At 58.4% G+C, this 22,053-nt stretch carries 22 protein-coding genes; 10 read left to right on the top strand and 12 right to left on the bottom strand.

Annotated features, from left to right (window positions below):
- Positions 1 to 173: 173 nt before the first annotated feature.
- Genes BV390_RS00260 through BV390_RS00245 form a run of 4 tightly spaced genes read left to right on the top strand, consistent with a single transcriptional unit; the run spans position 174 to position 4,107 of the window.
- A complete protein-coding gene (locus BV390_RS00260; protein ID WP_004863765.1) occupies positions 174 to 1,613 on the top strand; it encodes a circularly permuted type 2 ATP-grasp protein in 1,440 nt (479 codons plus the stop codon).
- A complete protein-coding gene (locus BV390_RS00255) occupies positions 1,607 to 2,536 on the top strand; it encodes an alpha-E domain-containing protein (RefSeq protein WP_032687030.1) in 930 nt (309 codons plus the stop codon). The genes BV390_RS00260 and BV390_RS00255 overlap by 7 nt, the downstream gene beginning before the upstream one ends.
- Positions 2,533 to 3,348 carry a transglutaminase family protein gene (locus BV390_RS00250; protein ID WP_032687031.1) on the top strand — a complete coding sequence of 272 codons (816 nt, stop codon included), beginning with the start codon at positions 2,533 to 2,535 and terminating at the stop codon, positions 3,346 to 3,348. Before BV390_RS00255 ends, BV390_RS00250 begins: the two co-directional genes overlap by 4 nt.
- A gap of 18 nt (positions 3,349 to 3,366) precedes the next feature.
- On the top strand, positions 3,367 to 4,107 hold the full coding sequence (locus BV390_RS00245) for a proteasome-type protease (protein WP_032687032.1): 741 nt from the start codon (positions 3,367 to 3,369) through the stop codon (positions 4,105 to 4,107).
- Here the strand turns inward: BV390_RS00245 and BV390_RS00240 are convergent.
- Entirely contained in the window at positions 4,104 to 4,883 is a 780-nt protein-coding gene (locus BV390_RS00240; RefSeq protein ID WP_046852224.1) for an AraC family transcriptional regulator, read from the bottom strand. The two genes, BV390_RS00245 and BV390_RS00240, sit on opposite strands and share 4 nt — an antisense overlap.
- Positions 4,884 to 4,978: 95 nt before the next feature.
- On the opposite strand from BV390_RS00240, the gene BV390_RS00235 reads away from it, so the two are divergent.
- Positions 4,979 to 6,133 carry an MFS transporter gene (locus BV390_RS00235; protein WP_032687344.1) on the top strand — a complete coding sequence of 385 codons (1,155 nt, stop codon included), beginning with the start codon at positions 4,979 to 4,981 and terminating at the stop codon, positions 6,131 to 6,133.
- Between the two features lie 14 nt (positions 6,134 to 6,147).
- On the opposite strand, the gene BV390_RS00230 is transcribed toward BV390_RS00235, so the two are convergent.
- The 5 genes from BV390_RS00230 to BV390_RS00210 are packed head-to-tail and all read right to left on the bottom strand — an operon-like array spanning position 6,148 to position 11,176.
- Complete coding sequence (locus BV390_RS00230; protein ID WP_085396346.1) at positions 6,148 to 7,233, bottom strand: ABC transporter ATP-binding protein; 1,086 nt, start codon at positions 7,231 to 7,233, stop codon at positions 6,148 to 6,150.
- The gene (locus BV390_RS00225) at positions 7,220 to 8,182 is read right to left on the bottom strand and encodes a carbohydrate kinase family protein (RefSeq protein WP_085396345.1); all 963 of its coding nucleotides are present in this window, start codon (positions 8,180 to 8,182) and stop codon (positions 7,220 to 7,222) included. Before BV390_RS00225 ends, BV390_RS00230 begins: the two co-directional genes overlap by 14 nt.
- A 2-nt stretch (positions 8,183 to 8,184) precedes the next feature.
- A complete protein-coding gene (locus BV390_RS00220; protein WP_085396481.1) occupies positions 8,185 to 9,024 on the bottom strand; it encodes a carbohydrate ABC transporter permease in 840 nt (279 codons plus the stop codon).
- Positions 9,014 to 9,922 carry a carbohydrate ABC transporter permease gene (locus tag BV390_RS00215; protein WP_064793240.1) on the bottom strand — a complete coding sequence of 303 codons (909 nt, stop codon included), beginning with the start codon at positions 9,920 to 9,922 and terminating at the stop codon, positions 9,014 to 9,016. Before BV390_RS00215 ends, BV390_RS00220 begins: the two co-directional genes overlap by 11 nt.
- A gap of 9 nt (positions 9,923 to 9,931) precedes the next feature.
- Positions 9,932 to 11,176 carry an extracellular solute-binding protein gene (locus BV390_RS00210; RefSeq protein ID WP_032687036.1) on the bottom strand — a complete coding sequence of 415 codons (1,245 nt, stop codon included), beginning with the start codon at positions 11,174 to 11,176 and terminating at the stop codon, positions 9,932 to 9,934.
- A 211-nt stretch (positions 11,177 to 11,387) separates the two neighbouring features.
- On the opposite strand from BV390_RS00210, the gene BV390_RS00205 reads away from it, so the two are divergent.
- Positions 11,388 to 12,560, top strand: coding sequence for an ROK family transcriptional regulator (locus BV390_RS00205; RefSeq protein ID WP_032695249.1), 1,173 nt, complete (start codon positions 11,388 to 11,390; stop codon positions 12,558 to 12,560).
- Positions 12,561 to 12,670: 110 nt separating this feature from the next.
- On the opposite strand, the gene BV390_RS00200 is transcribed toward BV390_RS00205, so the two are convergent.
- Positions 12,671 to 13,114 (bottom strand): 6,7-dimethyl-8-ribityllumazine synthase, encoded by a 444-nt coding sequence (locus BV390_RS00200; protein WP_032695247.1) that lies wholly within the window; start codon positions 13,112 to 13,114, stop codon positions 12,671 to 12,673.
- Positions 13,115 to 13,561: 447 nt separating this feature from the next.
- On the opposite strand from BV390_RS00200, the gene BV390_RS00195 reads away from it, so the two are divergent.
- Positions 13,562 to 14,560 (top strand): fatty acid desaturase, encoded by a 999-nt coding sequence (locus tag BV390_RS00195; protein WP_032687040.1) that lies wholly within the window; start codon positions 13,562 to 13,564, stop codon positions 14,558 to 14,560.
- The gene (locus tag BV390_RS00190) at positions 14,550 to 15,344 is read left to right on the top strand and encodes a phosphate/phosphite/phosphonate ABC transporter substrate-binding protein (RefSeq protein WP_085396344.1); all 795 of its coding nucleotides are present in this window, start codon (positions 14,550 to 14,552) and stop codon (positions 15,342 to 15,344) included. Before BV390_RS00195 ends, BV390_RS00190 begins: the two co-directional genes overlap by 11 nt.
- 55 nt (positions 15,345 to 15,399) lie before the next feature.
- On the opposite strand, the gene BV390_RS00185 is transcribed toward BV390_RS00190, so the two are convergent.
- Genes BV390_RS00185 through BV390_RS00165 form a run of 5 tightly spaced genes read right to left on the bottom strand, consistent with a single transcriptional unit; the run spans position 15,400 to position 20,086 of the window.
- Complete coding sequence (locus BV390_RS00185; protein WP_032687042.1) at positions 15,400 to 16,728, bottom strand: LLM class flavin-dependent oxidoreductase; 1,329 nt, start codon at positions 16,726 to 16,728, stop codon at positions 15,400 to 15,402.
- A 42-nt stretch (positions 16,729 to 16,770) separates the two neighbouring features.
- On the bottom strand, positions 16,771 to 17,670 hold the full coding sequence (locus tag BV390_RS00180) for an ABC transporter substrate-binding protein (RefSeq protein WP_032695244.1): 900 nt from the start codon (positions 17,668 to 17,670) through the stop codon (positions 16,771 to 16,773).
- A gap of 37 nt (positions 17,671 to 17,707) precedes the next feature.
- A complete protein-coding gene (locus tag BV390_RS00175) occupies positions 17,708 to 18,376 on the bottom strand; it encodes an ABC transporter permease (protein ID WP_032687044.1) in 669 nt (222 codons plus the stop codon).
- Positions 18,376 to 19,005, bottom strand: coding sequence for an ABC transporter permease (locus BV390_RS00170; RefSeq protein ID WP_085396343.1), 630 nt, complete (start codon positions 19,003 to 19,005; stop codon positions 18,376 to 18,378). Before BV390_RS00170 ends, BV390_RS00175 begins: the two co-directional genes overlap by 1 nt.
- Entirely contained in the window at positions 18,998 to 20,086 is a 1,089-nt protein-coding gene (locus BV390_RS00165; protein ID WP_032687047.1) for an ABC transporter ATP-binding protein, read from the bottom strand. Before BV390_RS00165 ends, BV390_RS00170 begins: the two co-directional genes overlap by 8 nt.
- Between BV390_RS00165 and BV390_RS30470 the strand changes: the two genes are divergently transcribed.
- A complete protein-coding gene (locus tag BV390_RS30470) occupies positions 20,067 to 20,348 on the top strand; it encodes a hypothetical protein (protein WP_127913554.1) in 282 nt (93 codons plus the stop codon). The genes BV390_RS00165 and BV390_RS30470 overlap by 20 nt on opposite strands.
- Before the next feature lie 590 nt (positions 20,349 to 20,938).
- Positions 20,939 to 21,877, top strand: coding sequence for a transcriptional regulator TdcA (gene tdcA, locus BV390_RS00160; RefSeq protein ID WP_085396342.1), 939 nt, complete (start codon positions 20,939 to 20,941; stop codon positions 21,875 to 21,877).
- The last annotated feature ends 176 nt before the right edge of the window (positions 21,878 to 22,053 follow it).

The raw sequence follows: 22,053 nt of genomic DNA, 5'->3' as shown, positions 1-22,053 counted from the left end.
CATGATGGTGCAAAACCGGCGTGGCATCGGCTATCGGGGTGATTGTTTTTTGCACAATAAAGCGGCGCATTGCGGGGAATTGCACTGGTCTCACGCCCTCTGCTACCTGGCATAATAAATGCTTATCTCTTTGCGGGGTTACCCCAACGTGAGTATAACCGGAGGAGACGGCCATGATAAAAATAACGCTTCCTGACGGGCATTATTATGATGAGATGCTTACCGCGCAGGGACAGCAGCGTCACCACTATAACGCCTGGTGGCAATGGTTTCACAACACCGATCAATTCTCTATCCGGCAAAAGAAAGAGCAGGCGGAGCTGCTTTTTCACCGCATCGGCATCACGTTTAATGTGTATGGGGAAGATGAAGGTACCGAGCGTTTGATTCCATTCGATAGCGTCCCGCGCATCATTCCCGGCGGAGAGTGGAAAAAGATCGATCGCGGTATTCGTCAGCGGGTCAAAGCGCTGAACGCCTTTTTGTACGATATCTACCACGAGCAAAATATCCTGCGCGCGGGCCTCATTCCGGCGGAGCAGGTACTGGCCAATGAACAATATCAGCCCTGCATGCAGGGCATCAATCTGCCCAATAATACCTATGCCCACATTACCGGCGTCGATATGGTGCGCAACAGCGACGGCCAGTATTACGTGCTGGAGGATAACCTGCGTACCCCTTCAGGGGTCTCGTATATGCTGGAAAACCGCAAAATGATGATGCGTCTCTATCCGGAGATGTTTGAAAATCACCATATTGCGCCGGTCGAGCGCTATCCGGGCTACCTGCTGCAAACCCTGCGTGAAAGTTCCCCGGTGGACGATCCCTGCGTGGTGGTGATGACGCCCGGGCGTTTTAACAGCGCCTATTTCGAACACAGCTTCCTCGCCCAGCAGATGGGGGTTGAGCTGGTGGAAAGCGCCGATCTGTTTATTAAATCGGGCGCGGTCTATATGCGCACCACCGAAGGGCCGCGGCGGGTGGATGTGATTTACCGGCGTGTTGATGACGCCTATCTCGACCCGCTGGCATTTCGCGCCGACTCGATGCTCGGCGTGCCCGGCCTGCTGTCGGTGTATCGCGCAGGCGGCGTGGTGCTGGCTAATGCGATTGGTACCGGTGTGGCGGACGATAAGTCGATCTACCCCTTCGTCCCGGAGATGATCCGCTTCTATCTTGGCGAGCAGCCGATACTGAACAATATTCCCACCTGGCAGTGTCGCAAGCCGGAGGATTTGCAGTACGTGCTGGGGAATCTCGAGAGGATGGTGGTCAAAGAAGTTCATGGCGCCGGGGGATACGGCATGCTGGTGGGGCCGCGTTCAACCAAAGAAGAGCGGGAGATGTTTCGCCAGCGTCTGTTGGCCAATCCGGCTAACTATATCGGACAGGAGACTCTGGCGTTGTCCACCTGTCCGACCTTCGTGGAGGGAGGGCTGTCGCCGAGGCATATCGATTTGCGTCCCTTTGTCCTCTCCGGCCAGGAGATTCGTCTGGTGCCGGGCGGACTGACGCGGGTGGCGCTCACCGAAGGCTCGCTGGTGGTGAACTCATCGCAGGGCGGGGGCACCAAAGATACCTGGGTGATGGAGGATGGTGAATCATGCTGAGTCGGACTGCGAGTGAACTTTTCTGGATGGCGCGCTACCTGGAGCGCGCGGAAAGCTATGCCCGGGTGCTTGATGTGACGTGGAAGCTGTCGATGATCCCGCGTCACAGCCAGCAGTCGCGGGATCTGGCTCTGCCGCTGAATTTGTCCTTAACCCATGAACTGTTTCAGGCGCGACATGCGCGCTTCACCATGAGCAATTTGCTTAATTTCTTCGCGCTCGACGGCAACAACCCCTGCAGTATTTACAGCTGCGTGGAGATGGCCTGGAACAACGCGCATGCGGTTCGCGGCAGCCTGTCCGCCGAAGTGTGGGAGTGCATCAACGCTACACGTATTGAACTGCGCCAGCTCCGCCAGCGGGGGATTAGCGAACTGGGCACCGATGGTTTTTTCGACTGGGTGAAGGAGCGGGTGCACCTGTTTCGCGGCGCGGTGCTGGGTACGCTGCTGCGCAATGACGCGCTGAGCTTTATCGGTATCGGCACCTTGATTGAACGGGCCTACGCCACCACGCAACTGCTGCTGATCAAGGATCAGCAGCTGAGCAGCGATCCGGATTCGGTACGCGAATACTACCGGCTGGACACCCTGCTTAACGCGGTCAGCGCCCGGGAAGCCTACAACAGTATCTTTCGCCAGCCGGTCACCCGGGAGACGGTGATGGAGCTGCTGATTTTGCGCAACGACGTACCGCGATCCCTGCGAGCCTGTATCTCCGATCTGATTGGTCAGCTGGAGCATATCGCAAACGACCGTTCACACCTGCCGCTGCGCCTGGCGCATCAGCTGAATGTCGATCTGCGCTTCAGCACCCGCGACGATCTGGCGGGCGCCGATTTACAAAGTTACCTCAACGGACTGCTGGCGCGTATTAATGCTCTGTCCGACAGCATCAGACAAACTTATCTGGAGGCGCTATGAAACTGGTCATCGATCACCTGACCCGCTACGGCTACGATGAAGAAGTGAAGTTTTCGACCCAGTACCTGCGCCTGACGCCGCGCAGCACCGGACGGCAAACCATTACCTCCTGGACCCTGACCTTGCCGGAGGGGGCGGCGGTGACGACCACCGACGCATGGGGAAATGTCCTGCATGTATTAACGCTCGACAATCCCCACAAAGAGATTGCCATCCGCGCCAGCGGGATCGTGGATATTGCCGAGGACAGCGAACAGAGCGATGTGGCGGAAGAGGAGCTGCTCTCTCCGCTGGTCTATTTACGCTGTACGCCGCTGACCCGCGCCGACGACAGGATTCGCGAATTTGCCCAGCGCCTGTATCGCCGCGATGAGCCGGAGGAGAGTCTGAATCAACTGATGGCGGACCTGCTGCTGAGAATGCCATACTCACCGGGAGCCACGCAGGTGCAGGACTCTGCCGCAGACGCCTTTGCCAGGGCAAAAGGCGTCTGCCAGGATCATACCCACGTCTTCCTCGCCTGCTGTCGCGCGCTGGAGATCCCGGCGCGCTACGTCAGCGGCTACGTTTACAGCGATAATGCCCAGCATGTCGCAATGCACGCATGGGCAGAGGTGTGGGTGAACGGACGCTGGCAATCTTTTGATATCACCAATAATACCCGTCACCTCAACCAGCATCTGCGGCTGGCGACCGGGCTGGACTATCTGGATGCCTGTCCGGTGCGCGGCACCCGGCTGGGCGGCGGCGGGGAAATAATGTTAACCAACGCTGAAGTGCGCGAGCATTCGCAACAGGCGCAGCAGCAATAAAGGCAGGAACAAAGAACGATGACCTACTGTGTGGCCATGTGTTTAGCGGATGGACTGGTATTTGCCTCCGACTCCCGCACCAATGCGGGAGTGGATCATATCGCGACCTTTAAAAAACTCCATGTGTTTGCCGAGGACGGCGAACGGGTCCTGGTGCTGCAGTCCGCAGGCAACCTGGCCACCACCCAGAGCGTCATAAGCCTGCTGAGTACGCGGATTGCGACTCAGCAGGAGCCTAATCTGCTGCAGGTGAGCTCGCTGTATGACGCGGCGATGCTGATTGGCAAAACGCTGCAGGAGGTGATTCAGCGCGATAGCAGCAATCAGCAGCACTGCGGCAATACCAACTTCAACTGCAACCTGCTGCTGGGCGGGCAGATTGCCGGGGAAACACATCGCCTTTTCCATATTTATCCGGAAGGCAATTTTATTGAAGCCTCGCGCGATACCCCGTACTTCCAGATTGGCGAGAGCAAATACGGCAAACCGATCATCGATCGGGTGTTAAGCCGGGAGACACCGCTGGAACAGGCGATGTGCTGCGCGCTTATCTCGATTGATTCCACGCTGCGCAGCAATCTCTCCGTTGGCCTGCCGCTGGATACGCTGCTGTACCGCAGCGGGAGCCTGAGCAGCGCCGGCCAGCATCGCATCACCGAAAGCGATCCGTACTTCAACACCATTCGCAAGGCGTGGTCGGAAGGATTGCAAAACACGTTCCAGACCTTGCCGCCCTATGCGCCGGGCGGCGATCGCTAAGGCGCGGTCTGCGGTGAGAAATAGCGTCCCGGCGTCATGCCGGTCATGGTGCGGAAAAAGTAGATAAAGGCGCTGTCGCTGGCGAAATCCAGCGCCTGCGCGGTATCGGTAATGCGCTCCCCGGTGGCCAGCAGCTCCACCGCCTTCATCAGGCGCCACTGCTGCCGCCACTGCTGATAAGTCATCCCGGTATCGCGACGGAAAATCCGGCTGATGGTCTTTTCGCTGGCTCCGCAGCGGACCGCCAGCTGCTGCAGCAGCGGCGGCAGGGCGTCGCCGGCGAGCAGCGCCAGACGCTTATCCTGAGGCAGGGCGAGCATCATCGGCTCCTGCGCCGCGCTGCACATTTCCGCCTCGCAAAGCGCGGCGAGGTGCCAGCCGATACCGTTCTGCCAGTCGCTATCCCACGGGCTGGCGGCGATTCGCTCCAGCAGTTCGCGCAGCAGCGGGCCGACGTTGAGGATCGCCGGATGGCGCGGGAGGGCAGGATAGTGGGTCGGATGAAACCAGACCGAGCGATAGTCGACGATGCTTTTCATCTCCGCACGGTGGTCCATGCCGGCCGGTATCCAGGCCGCCCGGGTGGGCGGCAGCAGGCACAGCAGCGCGCCGTTGTTGAGGGTCAGTCGTATGCAGCCCTGACGGGTAAAAAGCAGCTGTCCCATCCGGTGCAGGTGGCTGCCGGAATCATGCTGACCCAGCGCCGAGCACACGCCAATCACTCTGTTATGCAGATCCTCCGGATTAAATAGCGCATTCGCCTCGAGCCAGGCCATGATGTCTGATTTCCGATATAAAAAGTCATTATGTTTATAATGTACGATTCACCGCCCGCCTACAATAGCGCCTCTTAATTGTATCGGAGGTGATGATGTTCGGGCGTTCGGCCATGGTGCTGGTTACCGCATTATTGATGTTTCCGCAGATCGTGGAGACGATTTACAGTCCGGCGCTGACCGATATCAGCCGCTATTTTTCCGTCAGCGCGGTAGAGGCGACGCAGACCCTGTCGGTTTACTTTATCGGCTTCGCCATCGGCGTGCTGTACTGGGGACGATTCAGCGACCGCTATGGCCGGCGTCCGGCGCTGCTGGCGGGCCTCGCGGCCTATGCCCTGGGCTGCGTGCTGGCGCTGGCGGCGCGTGATTTCACGTTACTGCTGGTCGCCAGGATGCTGTCGGCGTTCGGTGCGGCAACGGGATCGGTGGTGAGCCAGACTATCCTTCGCGACCGTTTTAACGGCCGCCAGCTTGCCGCTCTTTTTTCAGTGATGGGCCTCGTGCTGGCGGTCAGCCCGGCGGCAGGCGTCTACCTCGGCGGAGCAATCGTTGCCGGCTGGGGAATGCACGGTGTGTTGACGGCCCTCGCGCTGCTGGCCGCGGTGTTACTGCTACTGTGCTGCTGGCTACTGCCGGAGACTCGCCCGTCGCAGCATGTTCACACCGCATTTTTACCGCTCTTACGCCGGATGGCGACGGATAAGCCGCTGGCGCTGGCGGTCCTGCTGGTGGCGGCCTTCAACGTCAGTCTGTTCAGCTATTACAGCCTGGCGCCGTTCATCTTCGCGCAGCTGCGTCAGGGGAGCGTGATTTTTGGCTACAGCGGCATCGCGTTGGCCGTCGGATCGTTGGCCGGGGCGCTGTTCAATCGCTGGCTGCTGCGCAAAGCCGTCGCGGAAGCGGGAATATTGCTGCTCGCCTGTCTGATACAGCTGATGAGCAGCGTAGCGGTGTTTTGCCTGCCGGATACGCTGCTGTTCCTGCTGCCGATGATCGGCATCACCTTTGCCTACGCCATGGCGATCCCGCTGCTGCTCGGCACGGCGCTGGGCGCATACGGCCACTGTCGGGGAACCGCCGGGGCTATCTTCGGCCTGGCCTATTATGTGCTGATTGGCCTGGGACTGGCGGCAGTGGGATGGGGGCAATCGCTGGGAGGGGCGCTGATCGTGTGCGCCAGCGTCAGCTGCATCGCCGGGCTATGCTACGGCCGCTGTTTGCGCACCGCGCGGGCGGAGGCGACCTGACCCGCCCGCGAGGCTCAGCGCGTGGAAGCCAGCCGTTCGCCGCTGGCGGCGTCGAAAAGATGGATTTTCTCGCGCCGTACCGCCAGCGATAAGGGCTGACGGATAGTCGCTTCGGGACGCCCGGCGACCTGGACATGGAGGGGGAAGCCCTGCCAGTCGAGATGCAGCAGCGTGGACTCGCCGGTGACCTCGACAATATTGACGACCCCCGGCAGTCCTTCGGCGGCAGGCTGAATATCCTGCGGACGCAGACCGACAATCACCGGCGCCTGACCCTGCTGTGCCGCCGCCGGATACCAGCGTTCAGGCAGGGCCAGCCACAGTTCGCCGCACTGCACGCCGGGCTGGCCATCGCGCTGCTGAATCTGCCCCTCCAGCAGATTCATCGGCGGGGAGCCGATAAAGCGCGCCACGAAGGTGTTGCAGGGGCGATCGTAAATCTCCAGCGGCGCCCCCTGCTGCACGATCACGCCATCGCGCATCACCACGATCTGGTCGGCAAGCGTCATGGCTTCAACCTGATCGTGGGTGACGTAAATCATGGTGGTGTTGAAGCGCTGGTGCAGGGATTTGATCTCGGCCCGCAGCTCCATGCGCAGCTGGGCATCGAGGTTGGAGAGCGGCTCATCGAACAGAAAAACCTGCGGATTACGCACCATCGCCCGGCCCATAGCCACGCGCTGACGCTGGCCGCCGGAGAGCGCTCGCGGATAGCGGCCGAGCAGTTTATCGATACCCAGCATACTGGCGATGTGCTGAACCTTGTTTTTCTGTGTCGCCTTGTCGACTTTTTTGACCTGCATATGAAAGGCGAGGTTTTCCGCCACCGTCAGATGGGGGTAGAGCGCGTAGCTCTGAAAAACCATGGCGACATCGCGGTCCGCGGGATCGAGATCGTTGATCGGGCGGTTGTTCATCAATATCGTTCCAGCGGACAGGCTTTCCAGCCCGGCCAGCAGGCGCAGCAGCGTTGACTTTCCGCAGCCGGATGGCCCTACCAGCACCGTAAAGCTGCCGTCCGGAATGGTCAAGTCCAGCGGATGCAGCACCGTCTGTTTACCGTACTGTTTGGCGACGTTTAGCAGTTCAACGCTGGCCATAGTCGACCTCCTCGATATGGTGTTGCAAGGTTCGCCAGTCGGGATAGCGACGTGGGGATGAACCGATCGCGTAAGCGGCCACGGCGTTGCCCCAACTTAACGCCTGTGAGGCCGACTGGCCGTTTAACAAACCGGCAAGAAACCCGGCATTAAAACTGTCTCCGGCGCCGATGGTGTCGATGACCTCAACCGGTTTCACCGGCGCGTGATGCCCCTGTTCCGCCGTCCACCACCAGGCGCCATCGGCGCCGCATTTGACAATGCAGCCGCCCCGGCCGCTGAGACGCGCCGCGAGGGCGCGGGCCGCCGTCGGCAGAGGGTCCTGGTTCGCCAGGCCAAGCGTTTCGACTTCATTGAGCAGCAGCCAGTCGCAATCGCCGAGCCAGCGGTGGGTCGCCTCACGCAGCGCGCTGTCCCAGTTGTGCGGCGGCCAGCCGGTATCGACCGCCACCTGAAAACCGCGGTCGCGCAGGGTCGTCAGCAGCCGCGGATAGTCCGGCAACAGCGCGGTGCATAAGAAGGTGCCGCAGAGCAGCAGAATATCGCCGGGCGTCGCCCTGGCCGGGAGCTGAGTCAGGATGTCGTCGGCGGACAGGCGGGTGATATGCCCATAGTTGCTGAGAAACGAACGCTCTTTGTCGGGATGCGTCACCGCCACCGTCAGCGAGGTCTCGCAGGGATACTGCGGCCAGCGTTCGGCGCTGCCGGGGAACTGTGCCGCCAGCCAGGCGGTAAAGGCGTCGTCGCCCTGGCAGCCGACGGTGCAGTGGGGGAGCTGCATGGCCGCGGCCGCCAGCGCGCAGTTACCCGCTGAACCGCCGGGGCGCAGCGCGCTGTGTTCCAGCATCACCTCGGTGCCGGGAGTCGGCCACTGTGCGAGGGTTCCCATAATTAAATCAATATTGTAATTACCTGCGATATAGAGCACAGGCGCGGTGAGCGTTTGCATAGTTATCCTTTACTTCCACCGTGAGTGAGACCGCTGACCAACGTTTTTTGCAGCCAGATGGCGATAAACAGCGGCGGGACCGAGGCGAGGATGCCGACCGCCGCCACCAGTCCATCGTCGGTGGCGCGCCCGGCGGTGAATCCGGCAATGGTGACCGGCAGCGTCTGGGCGGCAATGTTGCTGGTAAACAGCAGCGCATAGAAAAACTCGTCCCAGGCCAGCAGCCAGCCGAACAGCGCCGACGCCCCCAGCATGGGTTTTGCCAGTGGAAGGGTGATGCGCAGTAGCACCTGCCAGACCCGCAGACCGTCAAGTCGGGCGGCCTGCTCAATATCCTGCGGCAGCGCGTCGAACTGATTTTTCACCATCCAGGTGAGAAACGGCATAATCAGCGAACAGTAGACCAGCACCAGCCCGCTGCGGGTATTCAGCAGCCCGAAATGTTCGAGAATAAAATAGAGCGGCAGCACGAAGGCCACCGGCGGCACCATATAGATGCCGAGCCCGGCGTACAGCCAGCCGTCGCGTCCGAGGTAGCGCGAGAAGCTGAAGGCGGCGGGCACCGCCAGCAGCAGCGACACCAGCGTCGCCCCAGCGGCAACCAGCAGGCTGTTGCGCAGGGCGGGGAGAAACAGCGCGCCGGGCTCACCGGGCTGCAGCGACAGCAGACGGGCGTAGCGGCTGAAGTCCCACTGACGCGGCAGCCACTCCAGCGGCACCCGGGTCAGATCGGCCGCGGCGCTGACGCTCATCAAAAACAGCCACGCCATGGGGGCCAGGATCGACAGCGCCACCAGCAGGGCCGCCAGGTAGCGCAGCAGAATACGCAGTTTACGTTTCATCATGAGTGCTCCGGCGGCGCTGACGCAGCAGCATAAACAGATACAGGGCGATCAGCAGGGCGCACATCAGGGTCATCAGGATGGCGTAGGCCGCGCCGCTGCCCGCCCGCAGGTAGCTAAAGGACTCCTGGTAGACGAAGAAACTCAGCGTGCGGGTACTGTCCAGCGGCCCGCCGCGGGTCATTACGTAGATGATATCGAAGACCTTAAACGCATCGATGGTGCGCAGGACCAGGGCCACGCCGAGCGGGGCGGCGATCGCCGGGAAGGTAATGGCGCGAAAACGCCGCCACGACGAGGCGCCGTCAAGGCGAGCCGCTTCGTATAAATCCTCCGGAATGGATTGCAGCGCGGCCAGCACCAGCAGGGTGACCAGCGGATAGTTCTTCCAGATATCCGCCAGCATCACCGCGTTGAGGGCCGAGTCCGGCGACCCCAGCCAGCTGCGGTAACCGTCGATAATGCCCCATTGACTGAGCAAGGCGTTAATACTGCCGTAGTCCGGGTTGAAGTTGAGCCGCCACATCATCGCGTTAACGATAGTCGGCAGCGCCCAGGGCAAAATGACCAGCACCCGCAGGATATTGCGTCCGACAAATGGCTGATTGAGCAACAGCGCCACCAGCACGCCGATAACCCCTTCAATGGCGACAGAGACCACGGTGAAGTAAAGCGTGCGGGCGAAGGCGGCGCGAAAATCCGGGTCGGTTAACGCATACAGATAGTTATCCAGCCAGAGGTAATTCGTCACATCGCCATTGCCCACCAGCGCGGTGTCGGTAAAGCTCAGCCATAGCGTGCGCGCCAGCGGCCAGGCCGTCAGCAGAAACATCACGATCAGCATGGGTGCCAGAAGCACCCATGCCTGACGCTGCTCGCGTTGTTGCAAACTCAGCATCAAATGTCCTTAACGCAGGCGCGCCGCGCTTTTGTCGACGGCTTGCATCGCGGCATCCGGGGCGGCCTTGCCCTGCAGAACGGCCTGAAGCTGCTGTTGTAAGGCGTTGGAGAGGCGCGAGTAGTCCGCGGTTTCCGGACGCGACAGCATCACGTTCAGCGATTTATCCGCTGCGGCGATCAGGCTCTCCTGACCTTTCGCCACCGCCGGGTCCTGATAGGAGGATTTCCACACCGGCAGGCTCAGCTTCGCATATTTATCCTGCACCGGTTGCGAGGTCAGATAGTGAATATACTGCCACGCCTGTTCCGGATGCTGGCTGGCTTTGGCAATGCCTAACCCCATTGAGCCGTTCACCGCGCCGGGTTTGTCCGGCGTATCGCCAGGGGCCGGCATAATGCCGACATCGCCCGCTACCTTACTTTGTTTCGGGTCGTTGGCCATGTTGTACATATAGGTCCAGTTCAGGGCAAATGCCGCGTCGCCGTTGGAGAAGGCCTTGCGCACATCCTCTTCCAGATATTCACGGGAGGCCGGATTGCTTAACCCGTCATCCAGCGATTGTTTCATCAGCGTAACCGCTTTCAACGACGCCGGAGTGGAAAAGTCCAGTTTGCCGTTCTGATAAAACTGCCCGCCAAACCCGGAGACGAGGGTGGTGTAGTCGCACACCAGCGCTTCTGCCTGCGACCAGCTCCACACCAGCGGGTATTTAACGATACCTTTATCCTTGATGATTTTGGCGTCGTCCAGCACCTGTTGCCAGGTGGTCGGCACCTGCTTGATCCCGGCTTTGTCCAGCATCGCTTTGTTGTAGTAAAGATACTTGGTGTCGAGGATCCACGGCATGCCCAGCGTTTTGCCTTTGTAAACCACGGTATTCATGGCGCCGGGGAAAACCTTCTCCCGTTCGGCGGCGGGAATACGTGCCGAGACATCCTGCAGGAGATCGAAGTGGCTAAATTCGGCAGGCCAGATGGCATCGAAGAGCACCACGTCGTAGCCGTTGCCGCCGGCTCCGCGTGCGGCAACGATTTTGTCATGCAACGCTTCGTAGGGGACGAACTCAAGGTTGATTTTGATATCCGGGTTTTGTTTTTCGAAATCGGCGGTCATGGCGCGAATGTCATTTTCGCTGTACGCCGCCTGGGTCATAAACAGGGCGTTAACCTGGGTGGCCGCCGCCGCACTCCCGCTGATGACCAGCATAGCCAGCAGACCGGCTTTAACCCGAAATGCACTGTAGTCGTTCATGTTGCTCTCCGCGGTACTGAAAAGAGGGATATGATTTATTAAATCAATTTGATTGATTTAATCGGGGCGACAATACGGCCCAAACGTCATTCGTGGCCCTTAGCATAAGCGTAGCAAAGCTTATGCCACCCGAAAGGGGGGAGGAGAATGTCGTTGCGCGAATTGTGACGCTGGCTAGAATTGCAGCATGATGCGACCAGGAAGGGACGGAATGAAAACCTCGGGAACGAACCTTGAACACGCGCGAGTACACAACCGGCGGGTGGTGATTGAGGCCGTGCGTCTGCACGGTACGCTGACCCGGGCGGAGCTGGCGCGAATTACCGCGCTGACGCCGCAAACGGTCTCCAATATTGTCGCCGAGCTACAGCAGATGGGGTTGCTCACCAGCCATGAACCGCGTCGCGCCGCAGGACGCGGTCAGCCGGCGGTGCCGGTGAGCCTCAACCCCGCCAGCGCGTGGTCCATCGGGATCCATCTCGACCATCAAACCTTGATCATCGTGCTGGTGGATCTCACCGGCGAGATCCATTTCCGCCGGCTCATTCTGGTGCAAAAGCCCCAACCTGGTGCCACCTTTGCCCGCATTGCCGAGGTGGTACAGGAGATGAAAGCGCTGCCCGGGCTCGACTGGAGTCGGGTGCTGGGCATTGGCGTAGTGATGCCTGGGCCGTTTGGCGTGGAGGGCATTTCATCGACCGGGCCGACCACTCTCAACGGCTGGGAGGGGGTGGATGTAGCGTCGGAGCTGGAGCGGATAAGCGGTCTGCCGGTCACCCTGGAGAATGACGCCACGGTGGCGGCTATCGGCGAGCGCTTCCACGGGGTGGCGCGCCAGCTGAATTCGTTTGTTTATCTGTATATCGGCACCGGGCTTGGCGCCGGGATCTTCACCGACGGCCATATTTATACCGGCCACGCCCACAACGCCGGAGAGGTCGGGCATATCGTGGTGCAACCGGGAGGGCGCGCCTGTTACTGCGGTAACCAGGGCTGTCTTGAACGCTACGTTTCTCTGCAGGCGGCCTATGAGTTTTGCGGTCTCGACCCCTACCGGGCGCTGCCCGAGGACCTGCTGGCGGTGGAGGCGTCGCTGTTCGATCGCTGGGTGGAGACGGCGTTACCGTCGCTGCGCCAGGCCATTAATTTGCTGGAATGCGTTTTCGATGCGGAAACGGTGGTGGTCGGCGGCATGATGCCCGCGCCGCTGCTGGAGAAAGTGCTGGCCCGCCTGCCGCCGCTGTATCAGTCGGTGCGCGGGCGTTATCTCCCGGCAATGCGGGTGAAAATGGGGATGACGGGCACCGACACCGCCGCCCTCGGCGCTGCCGCACTGCCGATCTTTGATGAGTTTAATCCGCAGTTTCAGGCATTGATGAAGTAGGCCGCCGGCGCAATTCCGCAACGCCCGCACCGTGCGTTGCGGATGAGCCCACGCAAAGGACCGCCGGCGGGGGCTCATCGTTAGCGGACCACACGGTTAAAGGCGTTGATTCACTCTTTCGCCAGCGGCAAGTTGTGGATCTGCAGTACCGCTCTGGCGGCTTCCTGACCCTTTTTGATGAAATGCTGGCTGTAAAAATCGATGAACTCGTCGGCAGGCTGGAAGTTGTGCGGCGTCAGAGAGACGGAGAACATCGGGACTTCGGTGGCCAGCTGGGCCTGCATCAGACCGCTGACCACGGCCTGGGCGACAAAGTCATGGCGATAGATACCGCCATCGACCACCAGCGCGGCGCACACGATGGCATCATAGCGTCCGCTTTTTGCCAGCTTCTGCGCCAGAAGCGGCATTTCAAATGCGCCAGGGACATCCCAACTGTCGAGCGAATAATCAACCTGCTGACGGTCCAGCTCCTGCTGAAAACCGCTCTGCGCCTGGCTGACGATGTCACTGTGCCAGTTAGCTTTGATAAAGGCGACGTTTAACGATGGCATGGCATACTCCTGTAAAATGACCGCATCAGGCGAGTCAAAGAATGTTGATTTTCAGGTCTTATACTCCGCGAGCCGTTTCAGGCCCCCACCGGGCGATGCTCTCATTCGCTCGGTTTACGCGCTTTCACACGGAGCTCAGGTCCTGTCTCATTAGCCAAAAGCGCTGGCGCATTCAGCAGCGTTCGGACGGGATCCGGTCGTTAACATTATACTGTTATGTCAAGAGACGATAGCCGTTTTTATCCGCCGCACGCTGTGGAATACCTGTTCTCGGCCTGCGGGCGGCGCGGGCGTCTCATGGGGGCCGGGGGCGCTATCCCGCCGGGCAGAAAAGTGCGCGCATCATCATTTTCTGGCAAAGCTAAGTGATTTAAATACTTTGTTATTTTCCGCGTTTTCTCTCATCTTCTGGAGGCAAAAAGTTACGCGGAGAGAGTACCGGTAGTGATGACACAGCACTCGTCGAAGTATCTGCATCAGCAGCAGCGCGATCTGATTCGCCAGCTTTCCCGCCGCTGGCTGTGGCGCAGCGAATTACCCACCTGGCTATTAATTATTGCGGTCTACAGCGGCTGGTTTATGACCCTGATCTACTGGCAGACGCTGGGGCTTTTCCCGGCGACCGTGCTGCTCATCTGGTTTACCGCCTGGTATATGTCGTTGCAGCATGAGCTGATCCACGGCCACCCGACGCCCTGGCGGTGGTGTAATCAGCTGCTGGGCACGCTACCGCTGGCGGTGTGGTATCCCTACGGGCTTTATCGCGATTCGCATCTGGCGCACCACAATAACGACCGGCTGACGTTGCCGGTGGATGACCCCGAATCCTACTATTTTAGCGCCGAAAGCTGGCGCCGTTTCTCGCCCTGGCAGCGTAAAGTGATCCATCTGCGCAATACGTTTTTCGGCCGTCTGCTGCTGGCCCCGCTGCTGGATATTGTGCAAACGCTCGCCAGCGCGGTGAACGCCTTTCGCTATCGCCAGGGGAAAGCGATGATCATGTGGCTGGTTCACGGCGGATTGCTGGCCGCACTCCTGACGTGGATGGCACGCTGTGATTTTTCGCCGCTCTATTTCGTGGTGGTCATCAGCTACCCGGCGCTGGCGCTGACCAAAATTCGCTCCTTCCTCGAGCATCGGGCCGCTGACGACCCGCTGGCGCGCTCGGTCATCAATGAGGCCGGGCTGCTGTGGCGGCTGCTGTTTCTGAACCTGAACTACCACTCCGTGCATCATGATCTGCCCGGCGTACCGTGGTACGGTCTGAGAAAACTCTATCTGCTGGAGCGGGAGCGCTACCAGCAGCGTAATCACGGGTTCGTGGTGCGCGGCTATGGTGAGTGGCTGCGCGCCTTTTTCTTCAGCGCGGTGGCGGTGAACGCCCATCCGGGGATCGGGAAAGCCTCCCGGGCAGGAGAGCAGGCGGGAGAAAGTGATGAGTCATAGCGTGAATTTGCCGATGTACGCGCTTCACCCGCCGGAGAACCAGGCGTTAGAAGCCGCGGTGCGGGAGCTGTTGCTCGCCCGAGGCATTGCCGTGAGTTCACCATCGTCGCCGCCGACGGACTTACTTTCGCACTGGCGTCAGCCGGATCTGCTGCTGAGCCAGACCTGCGGCTACCCGCTGGCGACGCTGCTGCCGGAGGTTCAGACGGTGGGCTGTTTTCACTATTCGGCGCCCGGCTGTGCAGGGATTGATTACCGCAGCCTGCTGGTGGCCCGTAAGGCGGATAACGCGCGGTCGCTCGCCGATTTCCGTGGGCGGCGGGCGATCTGCAATTCGCCCGATTCGCAGTCAGGTTATAACGTCTTACTGAAAATGGTGGCTCCGCTCGCCCACGAGGGGCGCTTTTTTTCCGGGGTCAATTTCAGCGGCAGCCACCGACAGTCGCTGCTCGGCTTACAGCAGGGGGCGGGCGATATTGCCGCCATCGACTGCGTTAGCTGGGCGCTGCTGGCGCGCCATGAACCTGCGGTACTGGAGGGGTTGTGTGTTATCGGCCAGACGCCGTCGGCGCCAGGGCTGCCGCTGATTACCGGGCCGCAAACGACAGCGCAAACCCTGGCCGGTTTGCGATCGGCGCTGCGGCAGTTGGTCAGCGATGCGCAATATCGGGAGCGCTGCGACGCGCAGTTTATCTGCGGTTTCAGCCCGGTGACCCGGGAGCCCTATTCCAGACTGCTGGCGTGGCGCGAAGAGGCGCGACAACTGGGCGTGACGCAACTTTGACAGACCGGAGAAGGTTGACCTCCTCCGGTCAAGGCGTCGCGTAGGTTGCCGCCTGCTAGCGGGCAAAGCGGTTATCGGCCTTCGGCAAGCCCAGTTTTTCCCGCAGCGTACCCGGCGGATAGCTCTTTTTCATGGCACCGCTGCGCTGAAGAATCGGCACCACCTGCTCGACAAAACGGTCAAAATCGCCAGGCAATAGCGGGAACATCAAGTTAAATCCATCGGCAGCGCCGGCGCGCCAGATCTCGATAAGCCCGTTGGCGACCTCTTCTGCACTGCCAATCAGCAGCCAGCTATCGGAGCTTTGCAGCAGTAAGCGCCCCAGTTCCAGTATGGTCAGCGCCGGGTCGTAGTCGCGGATCAGCCGCAGCGCGGTGCGAATGCCGTCAAACGTCTCTTCATCCGGCAGCGGCGGCAGCGGTTGGTCGACAGCGCAGGTCGAGAGGTCCATACGCAGGTAGGAAGAGAGCAGGTCGATGGCCATTCGATCGCTCATCAACCGGTTGTTGAGCTGCTGACGGGCCTCTTTTTCGCCACTGGAGTTCACCACCACCGGCAGCACGCCGGCGATGATTTTGAAGTGTGCCGGGTCGCGTCCCTTCGCCAGCAGCCGCTGGTTCATCTCCTGGCGATAGCGCAGCCCCTCTGCAACGGATTTAATAAACACGAAGTGCATATCTGACCAGGTTGCCGCCAGCTCTTTCCCTGCCTCCGACGATCCGGCCTGTACCAGCAGCGGATGGCCCTGCGGCGGGCGCGGCACGTTCAGCGGTCCGCGAACGTTAAAGAATTCGCCGTGATGGTCGAGGTGATGGACTTTCTGTTTGTCGGCAAACAGACCGCTCGCTTTGTCGTACAGGACGGCATCCTCTTCCCAGGAGTCCCAAAGCCGGGTGACGACATCAATAAATTCACCGGCGCGCTGATAGCGGTTGTCGTGCCGGGGCAGCTGCCGGAGACCGAAATTGGCCGCCTCTTCCTCCAGCCACGAGGTGACGATATTCCAGCTTGCCCGGCCATTACTCAGGAAATCGAGCGAGGCAAAGTAGCGTGCAAGGTTGTAGGGTTCGTTATACGACGTCGACGCCGTCCCCATCAGGCCAATATGCTCGGTGACGGCCGCCAGCGCGGCGAGCAGGGTGATGGGTTCCAGCCGGGCGTTGGCGTAGTGGGTCAGACCGCTGGGCACCGTATCCCAGATAGCAATATGATCGGCAATAAAAATGGCATCAAGCGTGGCCGCCTCGGCTTTCCTGGCCAGTTCGGCATAATAACTAAGGGTAAAAATTTCTTTTCCCGGCGCCTGCGGGTGACGCCAGGAGAAGCGATAATCGCCCTGGGGATTGAAGAAGAACAGATTCAGAATCATCGGGTTTTTAGACATCGTCGCGCTCATTTGGCTGATGGCCACTCCCTGGCCGGATGATTAAGGGGTCGTCAGGTTGGCATTAACCCATTGTTCGGCCACGGCCGCCGGGTCCTTATGCTGAAGATCCACCTGCTGGTTCAGCGCAATCAGCGCCGCATTGTCGAGTCTGGCGGAGACCGCATTGAGCACGCTGCTGACGTTCGCCGACAGGCTGGCTTTGCGCACCAGCGGCACGACGTTCTGGCTGGGTTGTTCGTGCTTATCGTCGGCTAAGACCACCCAATCCTCTTTGGCCAGATTGCCCTGGGTAGAGACCACCGTGGCGACGTCGATTTTGCCGGAGTTCAGCGCCAGACGAGTCAGCGGCCCGCCCATATCCAGCGATTTCACCGCCTTAAACTCAAGTCCGTAGACGCGCTTGAGCCCCGGTAAGCCGAGCGCGCGCACCGCCAGCTCCGGCGGCCCGCCGATGGTCAGTTGATGGGCGATAGGCTGAAGATCGGACAGTTTCGTCAACTGGTATTTCTTTGCCGTGTCCGCGCGTACCGCCCAGGCGGTAATCGACGTGGCCGGGGAGGGGTCAAGCAGCGTGAAATCGGCGGGCAATACTTTCGCCAGCTCGGCGCTCACGTCGCTCTGGCGCGTAGCCAGGGTTTTCCCGTCATAATAGTTAAGCAGGGCGCCAAGATATTCCGGCACAATATCGATCTCGCCGCTCTTTAGCGCCGGCAGAATAATCTCGCGGTTGCCGAGATTAAGCCGGGTTTTGACCTCGATATTCTTTTTCTTTAGCGCGCTGGCGTAAATATTGGCGAGAATAGAGCTCTCCGTAAAATTGGCTCCGCCGATAGTTACGCTTTCTGCCAGCACACTAAAACTCAAGCTGAATAATCCGGCGGCGAGGAGAGATAAACGGAACCGTCGGGCGTTAACAGGGAACCCCAATATATGCTTCATAGTGCCTCTTTATATGCAGATGATTTATGGTTGTTGTTTAATACTCTGGTGCGATGGCGGTATGACTCCATTTCCGGCTACAGCAGCTGAACAGCAGTTCACTGCCGATAGCCAGTAGCGAGACTACCAGCGACCCGGCAATAACCTGTGGAATATCGCGCTGACCAAGACCGTCGATCAGGAAGCGCCCCAGACCGCCCAGGCCGGCGTAGGCGGCGACCACGGCGGTGGCGATCAGCTGTACCAGCGCGGTGCGCAGTCCGGCGATAATCAGCGGCGCCGCCAGCGGGATACGCAGTTGCCACAGGCTTTGCCATGGCGTCATTCCCAGCGCGGTGGCGGCGTCGCAAAGCGGGCGATCGGCATGATAAATACCGACCCAGGTATTGGTCAGCACGGGGGGGATCGACATGGCCACCAGCGCGGCAAAAACCGGCACGTCATTAAAACCAAATAAAATAATGCATAGCAAAATAAGCCCTAATGAGGGAATGGCGCGGCCAATATTAAACAGATTAATAATAAGGAAGGCGCCTTTCCGCCAGTAGCCGAGGGCAATACCCAGCGGCAAAGCGATGGCCGATGAGCAAGCGATGCTGATCAGCACATAATAAATATGCTCGCGCAGGCGCAGTAAAATACCCGCATCGCCGAACCAGTGTTCGGGTTGTGAAAACCAGCGGACGGTGGCCAGTAATATATCCATTAGCGTGCCCAGGGCGTAAGCCAATAGCCAACGTGGGCGATCAGCGAGTCCAGTAAAAACGACAGCACGAGGCTTAATGCCAGGCTGACAATAATGGGAGTGAGAAAATCCTGGTTAAAGCCCGCCAGCAGCAATTGCCCCAGACCGCCCTGGCCAATCAGCGCGGTGACGGTGACCAGCCCCACCAGCGTTACGGAGGCAATCCGCAGACCGGCAAACAGAGAGGGCACCAGCAGAGGTAACTCAATATCCATAAACCGGTAGTGGCGCGTGTAGCCGAGCGCGCGCGCCGACTCCAGCACGGCGGCGGGCAGTTTTTCGATTCCGGCGATAACGTTACGCAGCAGGATCAACAGTGAATAGATGGTTAAGCCGATGACCGAGGTCGTCAGCGACAGGCCGGTAAAGGGCAGTAACAGAATAAATAACGCCAGCGACGGGATAGTAAAGATGACCCCGCAAAGATAAATCAAAGGCTGAGCGGTGGCGGGCCAGCGTAGCGTTACGACCAGCAGCGCGCCCGTTAACAGCGTGCCAAAAAACAGCGAGATGCAGACCAGCTGCGTATGTTGCCACAGCAGTTCGCCAATCAGGATTTTGTTGTCAACCATCCACTGCCAGTCAATCATAGCGGCGAATTTCCACGTGGCCATCCAGCACATGCTGGAGCAGGGCATGAGAAATGGTGCCCTGATATTGACCATTGCTGTCCACGTGCACCAGCACGCCCCCCGGCGCATCCAGCAGCGCGCTATAGGCAAAACGCAGCGTATTCAGGGCCTGCAGCGGCTGAACAATCGGCAGCGTGACGCGTTTATCCGGGTCGAACCAGTGGACGGGACGGCGTTCTTTATCCAGCACCAGCCGCAGCGGGCTGGTGACCGTCGGATGCGCGGTGGCTATCGGGGATAAACCTTCGTCAACCAGCGTGACATCATGTCGCGGTAGCTGGCCGACCTGAATCATCCCCAGCCGTTTCAGGTTGGGTTCGGGACCGATAAAGCGTTGGACAAACTCGCTCGCCGGGTGCGCCAGAATCCGGTCCGGCGTATCACACTGCGCCAGCACGCCCCCCTCCTGGAAGATGGCGATCTTATCTCCCAGCCGTATGGCCTCATTGATGTCATGCGTCACCAGCACGATGGTCTTATGCAGGCGCTGCTGAATAAGCAATAGCTCATCCTGCAGACGCTCGCGGACCACCGGGTCAATGGCGGCGAAGGGTTCGTCCATCAGCAGAATCGGCGGATCGGCGGCTAACGCCCGGGCAATGGCGACGCGTCCCTGCTGCCCGCCGGAGAGCTGATGCGGGTAGCGCGCCAGCAGATGACGGTCTAGCGACATTAAGTCCACCAGTTCATCGATGCGGGCGCGAATTTGCGCTTTACGCCAGCCCAGCAGGCGAGGGACCGTGGCGATATTTTGCGCCACGGTACGATGGGGAAACAGCGCGGCGCTTTGCATGACAAAGCCAATTTTACGCCGCACCTGAATGATATCGGCCTGCGCGATGTTAACGCCCTGGACATAAACGCTGCCGGCGTCCGGTTTATCGAGTTGATTAATCATGCGCAGGATTGTGGTTTTGCCGCATCCGCTGGGGCCGACAAACGTGCAGAATTCACCGTTATTAATCATCAGGTTAAGGCCGCGTATTGCCGCATGCGCGCTGCCGGGATAGGTCTTGTGAATGTTTTCTAATCTGATCATGGGGAATTGTAGCACTCTGAATTTATTGAGAATTTATGGCTTTTACGGCGGCACGAATAAAATACAAATTACAGAGCGGCTATGGGGAGGGCAAATACGTTATTCGCAATTGCATAGTTGGAATCTGTTCAATTCTGTCCCACCAGAACGCAGTTTTTATCTGGCCCGGCCGCACAGGGCGCGTTTTTGTTCTGCAGGCGTGGCGAAAACGACGATTCTGCTGCCGTTTGGCGCGATGAAAGGGGGAGGCGCAGAATATTGATTTCAGAATTTGTGATGTATGGCACAAACGTCTATGGATGAAAGTTTTTGTCGTATGAAAAGTTACATTTGATTTTAATCAAGAAATTACGTGCTAAAAATTATGAAAAATGCAGAGTTAAAATTGTATGCAAAATGCTAATGCGTTGTGTCTGTTATTTTGCGCAATAATGAATGAAAGATACTTTTACAAACAACCAGGGGCGAAAAGTGTGACCCCATACGATTTTTAAAAAAAGAAAAACCTGATTTCTCATTATATTTTATTTTTTACACTAACAGTTGCATAACAATATCGCTGAATAATTGCACGCTGAAGGTTGAAATATCATGTTTAACTTCTTTCAAAATAGCTCAAAAATTAACCTTTGTTATCCCCATAAAATATTGTTATCCCCGCATCTTTTTTTGACGAAAATCATGCAAAAAATCGACATTTAATTACTAATGCATTGATATTGTTGTATTTATTTCTGTGTGGATTGGTCAGGGAAATATCTGTCAGAGGTGTTTGTGAGTGGTCTCACATAACCCTGCGATCGCCATTTGGTACACTTCACCGCGTCGAAAAGATAATTAAAGCAGGTTGATATGAATACGATTCCTCTGCCAAAAACACAGCACCTGGTCGTTTTCCAGGAAGTTATCAGAAGCGGTTCCATCGGCTCGGCAGCAAAAGAATTAGGATTAACTCAGCCCGTAGTGAGTAAGATCATTAATGACATTGAGGCATATTTTGGCACGGAGCTGGTGGTGCGTAAAAATACCGGCGTCACCTTGACCAATACCGGTCAGGTGCTGCTGTCCTGGTCGGAATCCATTACCCGTGAAATGAAAAATATGGTCAATGAAATGCACAGCATGACCTGTAACACGGTCGTCGACGTCTCGTTCGGTTTTCCGTCGCTGATTGGCTTCACCTTTATGTCTGACATGATTCACAAGTTCAAGAAAGTGTTTCCTAAAGCCCAGGTATCGATGTACGAAGCGCAGCTCTCCTCGTTCCTGCCGGCCATTCGCGACGGGCGGCTTGATTTCGCCATTGGCACGCTGAGTGATGAAATGAAGCTCCACGATCTGCACGTGGAGCCGCTGTTTGAATCGGAGTTTGTGCTGGTGGCCAGCAAGTCACGAACATGCACCGGCACCACCACGCTGGCGTCGTTGCAGAACGAACAGTGGGTGTTGCCGCAAACCAACATGGGTTACTACAGTGAACTCCTCACCACGCTACAGCGCAGCGGCATCAACAGTGAAAACATCGTTAAAACCGACTCCGTCGTCACAATTTATAATCTTGTTCTCAATGCTGATTTCCTGACAGTTATTCCTTGCGATATGACGACGCCCTTTGGCTCCAACCAGTTTATTACCATCCCGATTACCGAAGCCTTACCCGTTGCCCGCTATGCGGCAATTTGGTCAAAGAATTACCGCATTAAAAATGCCGCCTCGGTATTGGTGGAATTAGCAAAAGAATATTCAGCATCTGGCGGTTGCAGAAAAAGACAATTAATTGAAGTTGATTAGTTAAACAGATTTATTCTTGGTTATAAATTCATATCATCGCGCTGATTATCAGCCGGTGGTACCGGCTAACTATACCCTGAATAATTCAAATCGTAGCGTTGGCGGGAACATAATCCTGCCGGGATAAATACGCTTTGAAACATGACGGGATTATTATTTGATATCCAGTTAAGAGG

The sequence above is a fragment of the Klebsiella sp. YJ genome (assembly GCF_002108615.1).
Classification (GTDB): Bacteria; Pseudomonadota; Gammaproteobacteria; order Enterobacterales; family Enterobacteriaceae; genus Klebsiella; species Klebsiella planticola.
Note: the sequence above shows the minus strand (reverse complement) of the source record. Positions and strands in the feature narration are given on the sequence as shown.

What these genes read in the sequence shown, in the direction of transcription:
- BV390_RS00180 (WP_032695244.1), bottom strand. Translation starts at nt 17,670, where the DNA reads ATGAAGCATATATTGGGGTTCCCTGTTAACGCCCGACGGTTCCGTTTA.
- BV390_RS00260 (WP_004863765.1), top strand. Translation starts at nt 174, where the DNA reads ATGATAAAAATAACGCTTCCTGACGGGCATTATTATGATGAGATGCTT.
- BV390_RS00205 (WP_032695249.1), top strand. Translation starts at nt 11,388, where the DNA reads ATGAAAACCTCGGGAACGAACCTTGAACACGCGCGAGTACACAACCGG.
- BV390_RS00165 (WP_032687047.1), bottom strand. Translation starts at nt 20,086, where the DNA reads ATGATCAGATTAGAAAACATTCACAAGACCTATCCCGGCAGCGCGCAT.
- BV390_RS00195 (WP_032687040.1), top strand. Translation starts at nt 13,562, where the DNA reads ATGACACAGCACTCGTCGAAGTATCTGCATCAGCAGCAGCGCGATCTG.
- BV390_RS00190 (WP_085396344.1), top strand. Translation starts at nt 14,550, where the DNA reads ATGAGTCATAGCGTGAATTTGCCGATGTACGCGCTTCACCCGCCGGAG.
- BV390_RS00215 (WP_064793240.1), bottom strand. Translation starts at nt 9,922, where the DNA reads ATGCTGAGTTTGCAACAACGCGAGCAGCGTCAGGCATGGGTGCTTCTG.
- BV390_RS00185 (WP_032687042.1), bottom strand. Translation starts at nt 16,728, where the DNA reads ATGTCTAAAAACCCGATGATTCTGAATCTGTTCTTCTTCAATCCCCAG.
- BV390_RS00210 (WP_032687036.1), bottom strand. Translation starts at nt 11,176, where the DNA reads ATGAACGACTACAGTGCATTTCGGGTTAAAGCCGGTCTGCTGGCTATG.
- BV390_RS00175 (WP_032687044.1), bottom strand. Translation starts at nt 18,376, where the DNA reads ATGGATATATTACTGGCCACCGTCCGCTGGTTTTCACAACCCGAACAC.
- BV390_RS00220 (WP_085396481.1), bottom strand. Translation starts at nt 9,024, where the DNA reads ATGAAACGTAAACTGCGTATTCTGCTGCGCTACCTGGCGGCCCTGCTG.
- BV390_RS00230 (WP_085396346.1), bottom strand. Translation starts at nt 7,233, where the DNA reads ATGGCCAGCGTTGAACTGCTAAACGTCGCCAAACAGTACGGTAAACAG.
- BV390_RS30470 (WP_127913554.1), top strand. Translation starts at nt 20,067, where the DNA reads ATGTTTTCTAATCTGATCATGGGGAATTGTAGCACTCTGAATTTATTG.
- BV390_RS00250 (WP_032687031.1), top strand. Translation starts at nt 2,533, where the DNA reads ATGAAACTGGTCATCGATCACCTGACCCGCTACGGCTACGATGAAGAA.
- BV390_RS00240 (WP_046852224.1), bottom strand. Translation starts at nt 4,883, where the DNA reads ATGGCCTGGCTCGAGGCGAATGCGCTATTTAATCCGGAGGATCTGCAT.
- BV390_RS00200 (WP_032695247.1), bottom strand. Translation starts at nt 13,114, where the DNA reads ATGCCATCGTTAAACGTCGCCTTTATCAAAGCTAACTGGCACAGTGAC.
- BV390_RS00170 (WP_085396343.1), bottom strand. Translation starts at nt 19,005, where the DNA reads ATGATTGACTGGCAGTGGATGGTTGACAACAAAATCCTGATTGGCGAA.
- BV390_RS00245 (WP_032687032.1), top strand. Translation starts at nt 3,367, where the DNA reads ATGACCTACTGTGTGGCCATGTGTTTAGCGGATGGACTGGTATTTGCC.
- BV390_RS00235 (WP_032687344.1), top strand. Translation starts at nt 4,979, where the DNA reads ATGTTCGGGCGTTCGGCCATGGTGCTGGTTACCGCATTATTGATGTTT.
- BV390_RS00255 (WP_032687030.1), top strand. Translation starts at nt 1,607, where the DNA reads ATGCTGAGTCGGACTGCGAGTGAACTTTTCTGGATGGCGCGCTACCTG.
- BV390_RS00225 (WP_085396345.1), bottom strand. Translation starts at nt 8,182, where the DNA reads ATGCAAACGCTCACCGCGCCTGTGCTCTATATCGCAGGTAATTACAAT.
- tdcA (WP_085396342.1), top strand. Translation starts at nt 20,939, where the DNA reads ATGAATACGATTCCTCTGCCAAAAACACAGCACCTGGTCGTTTTCCAG.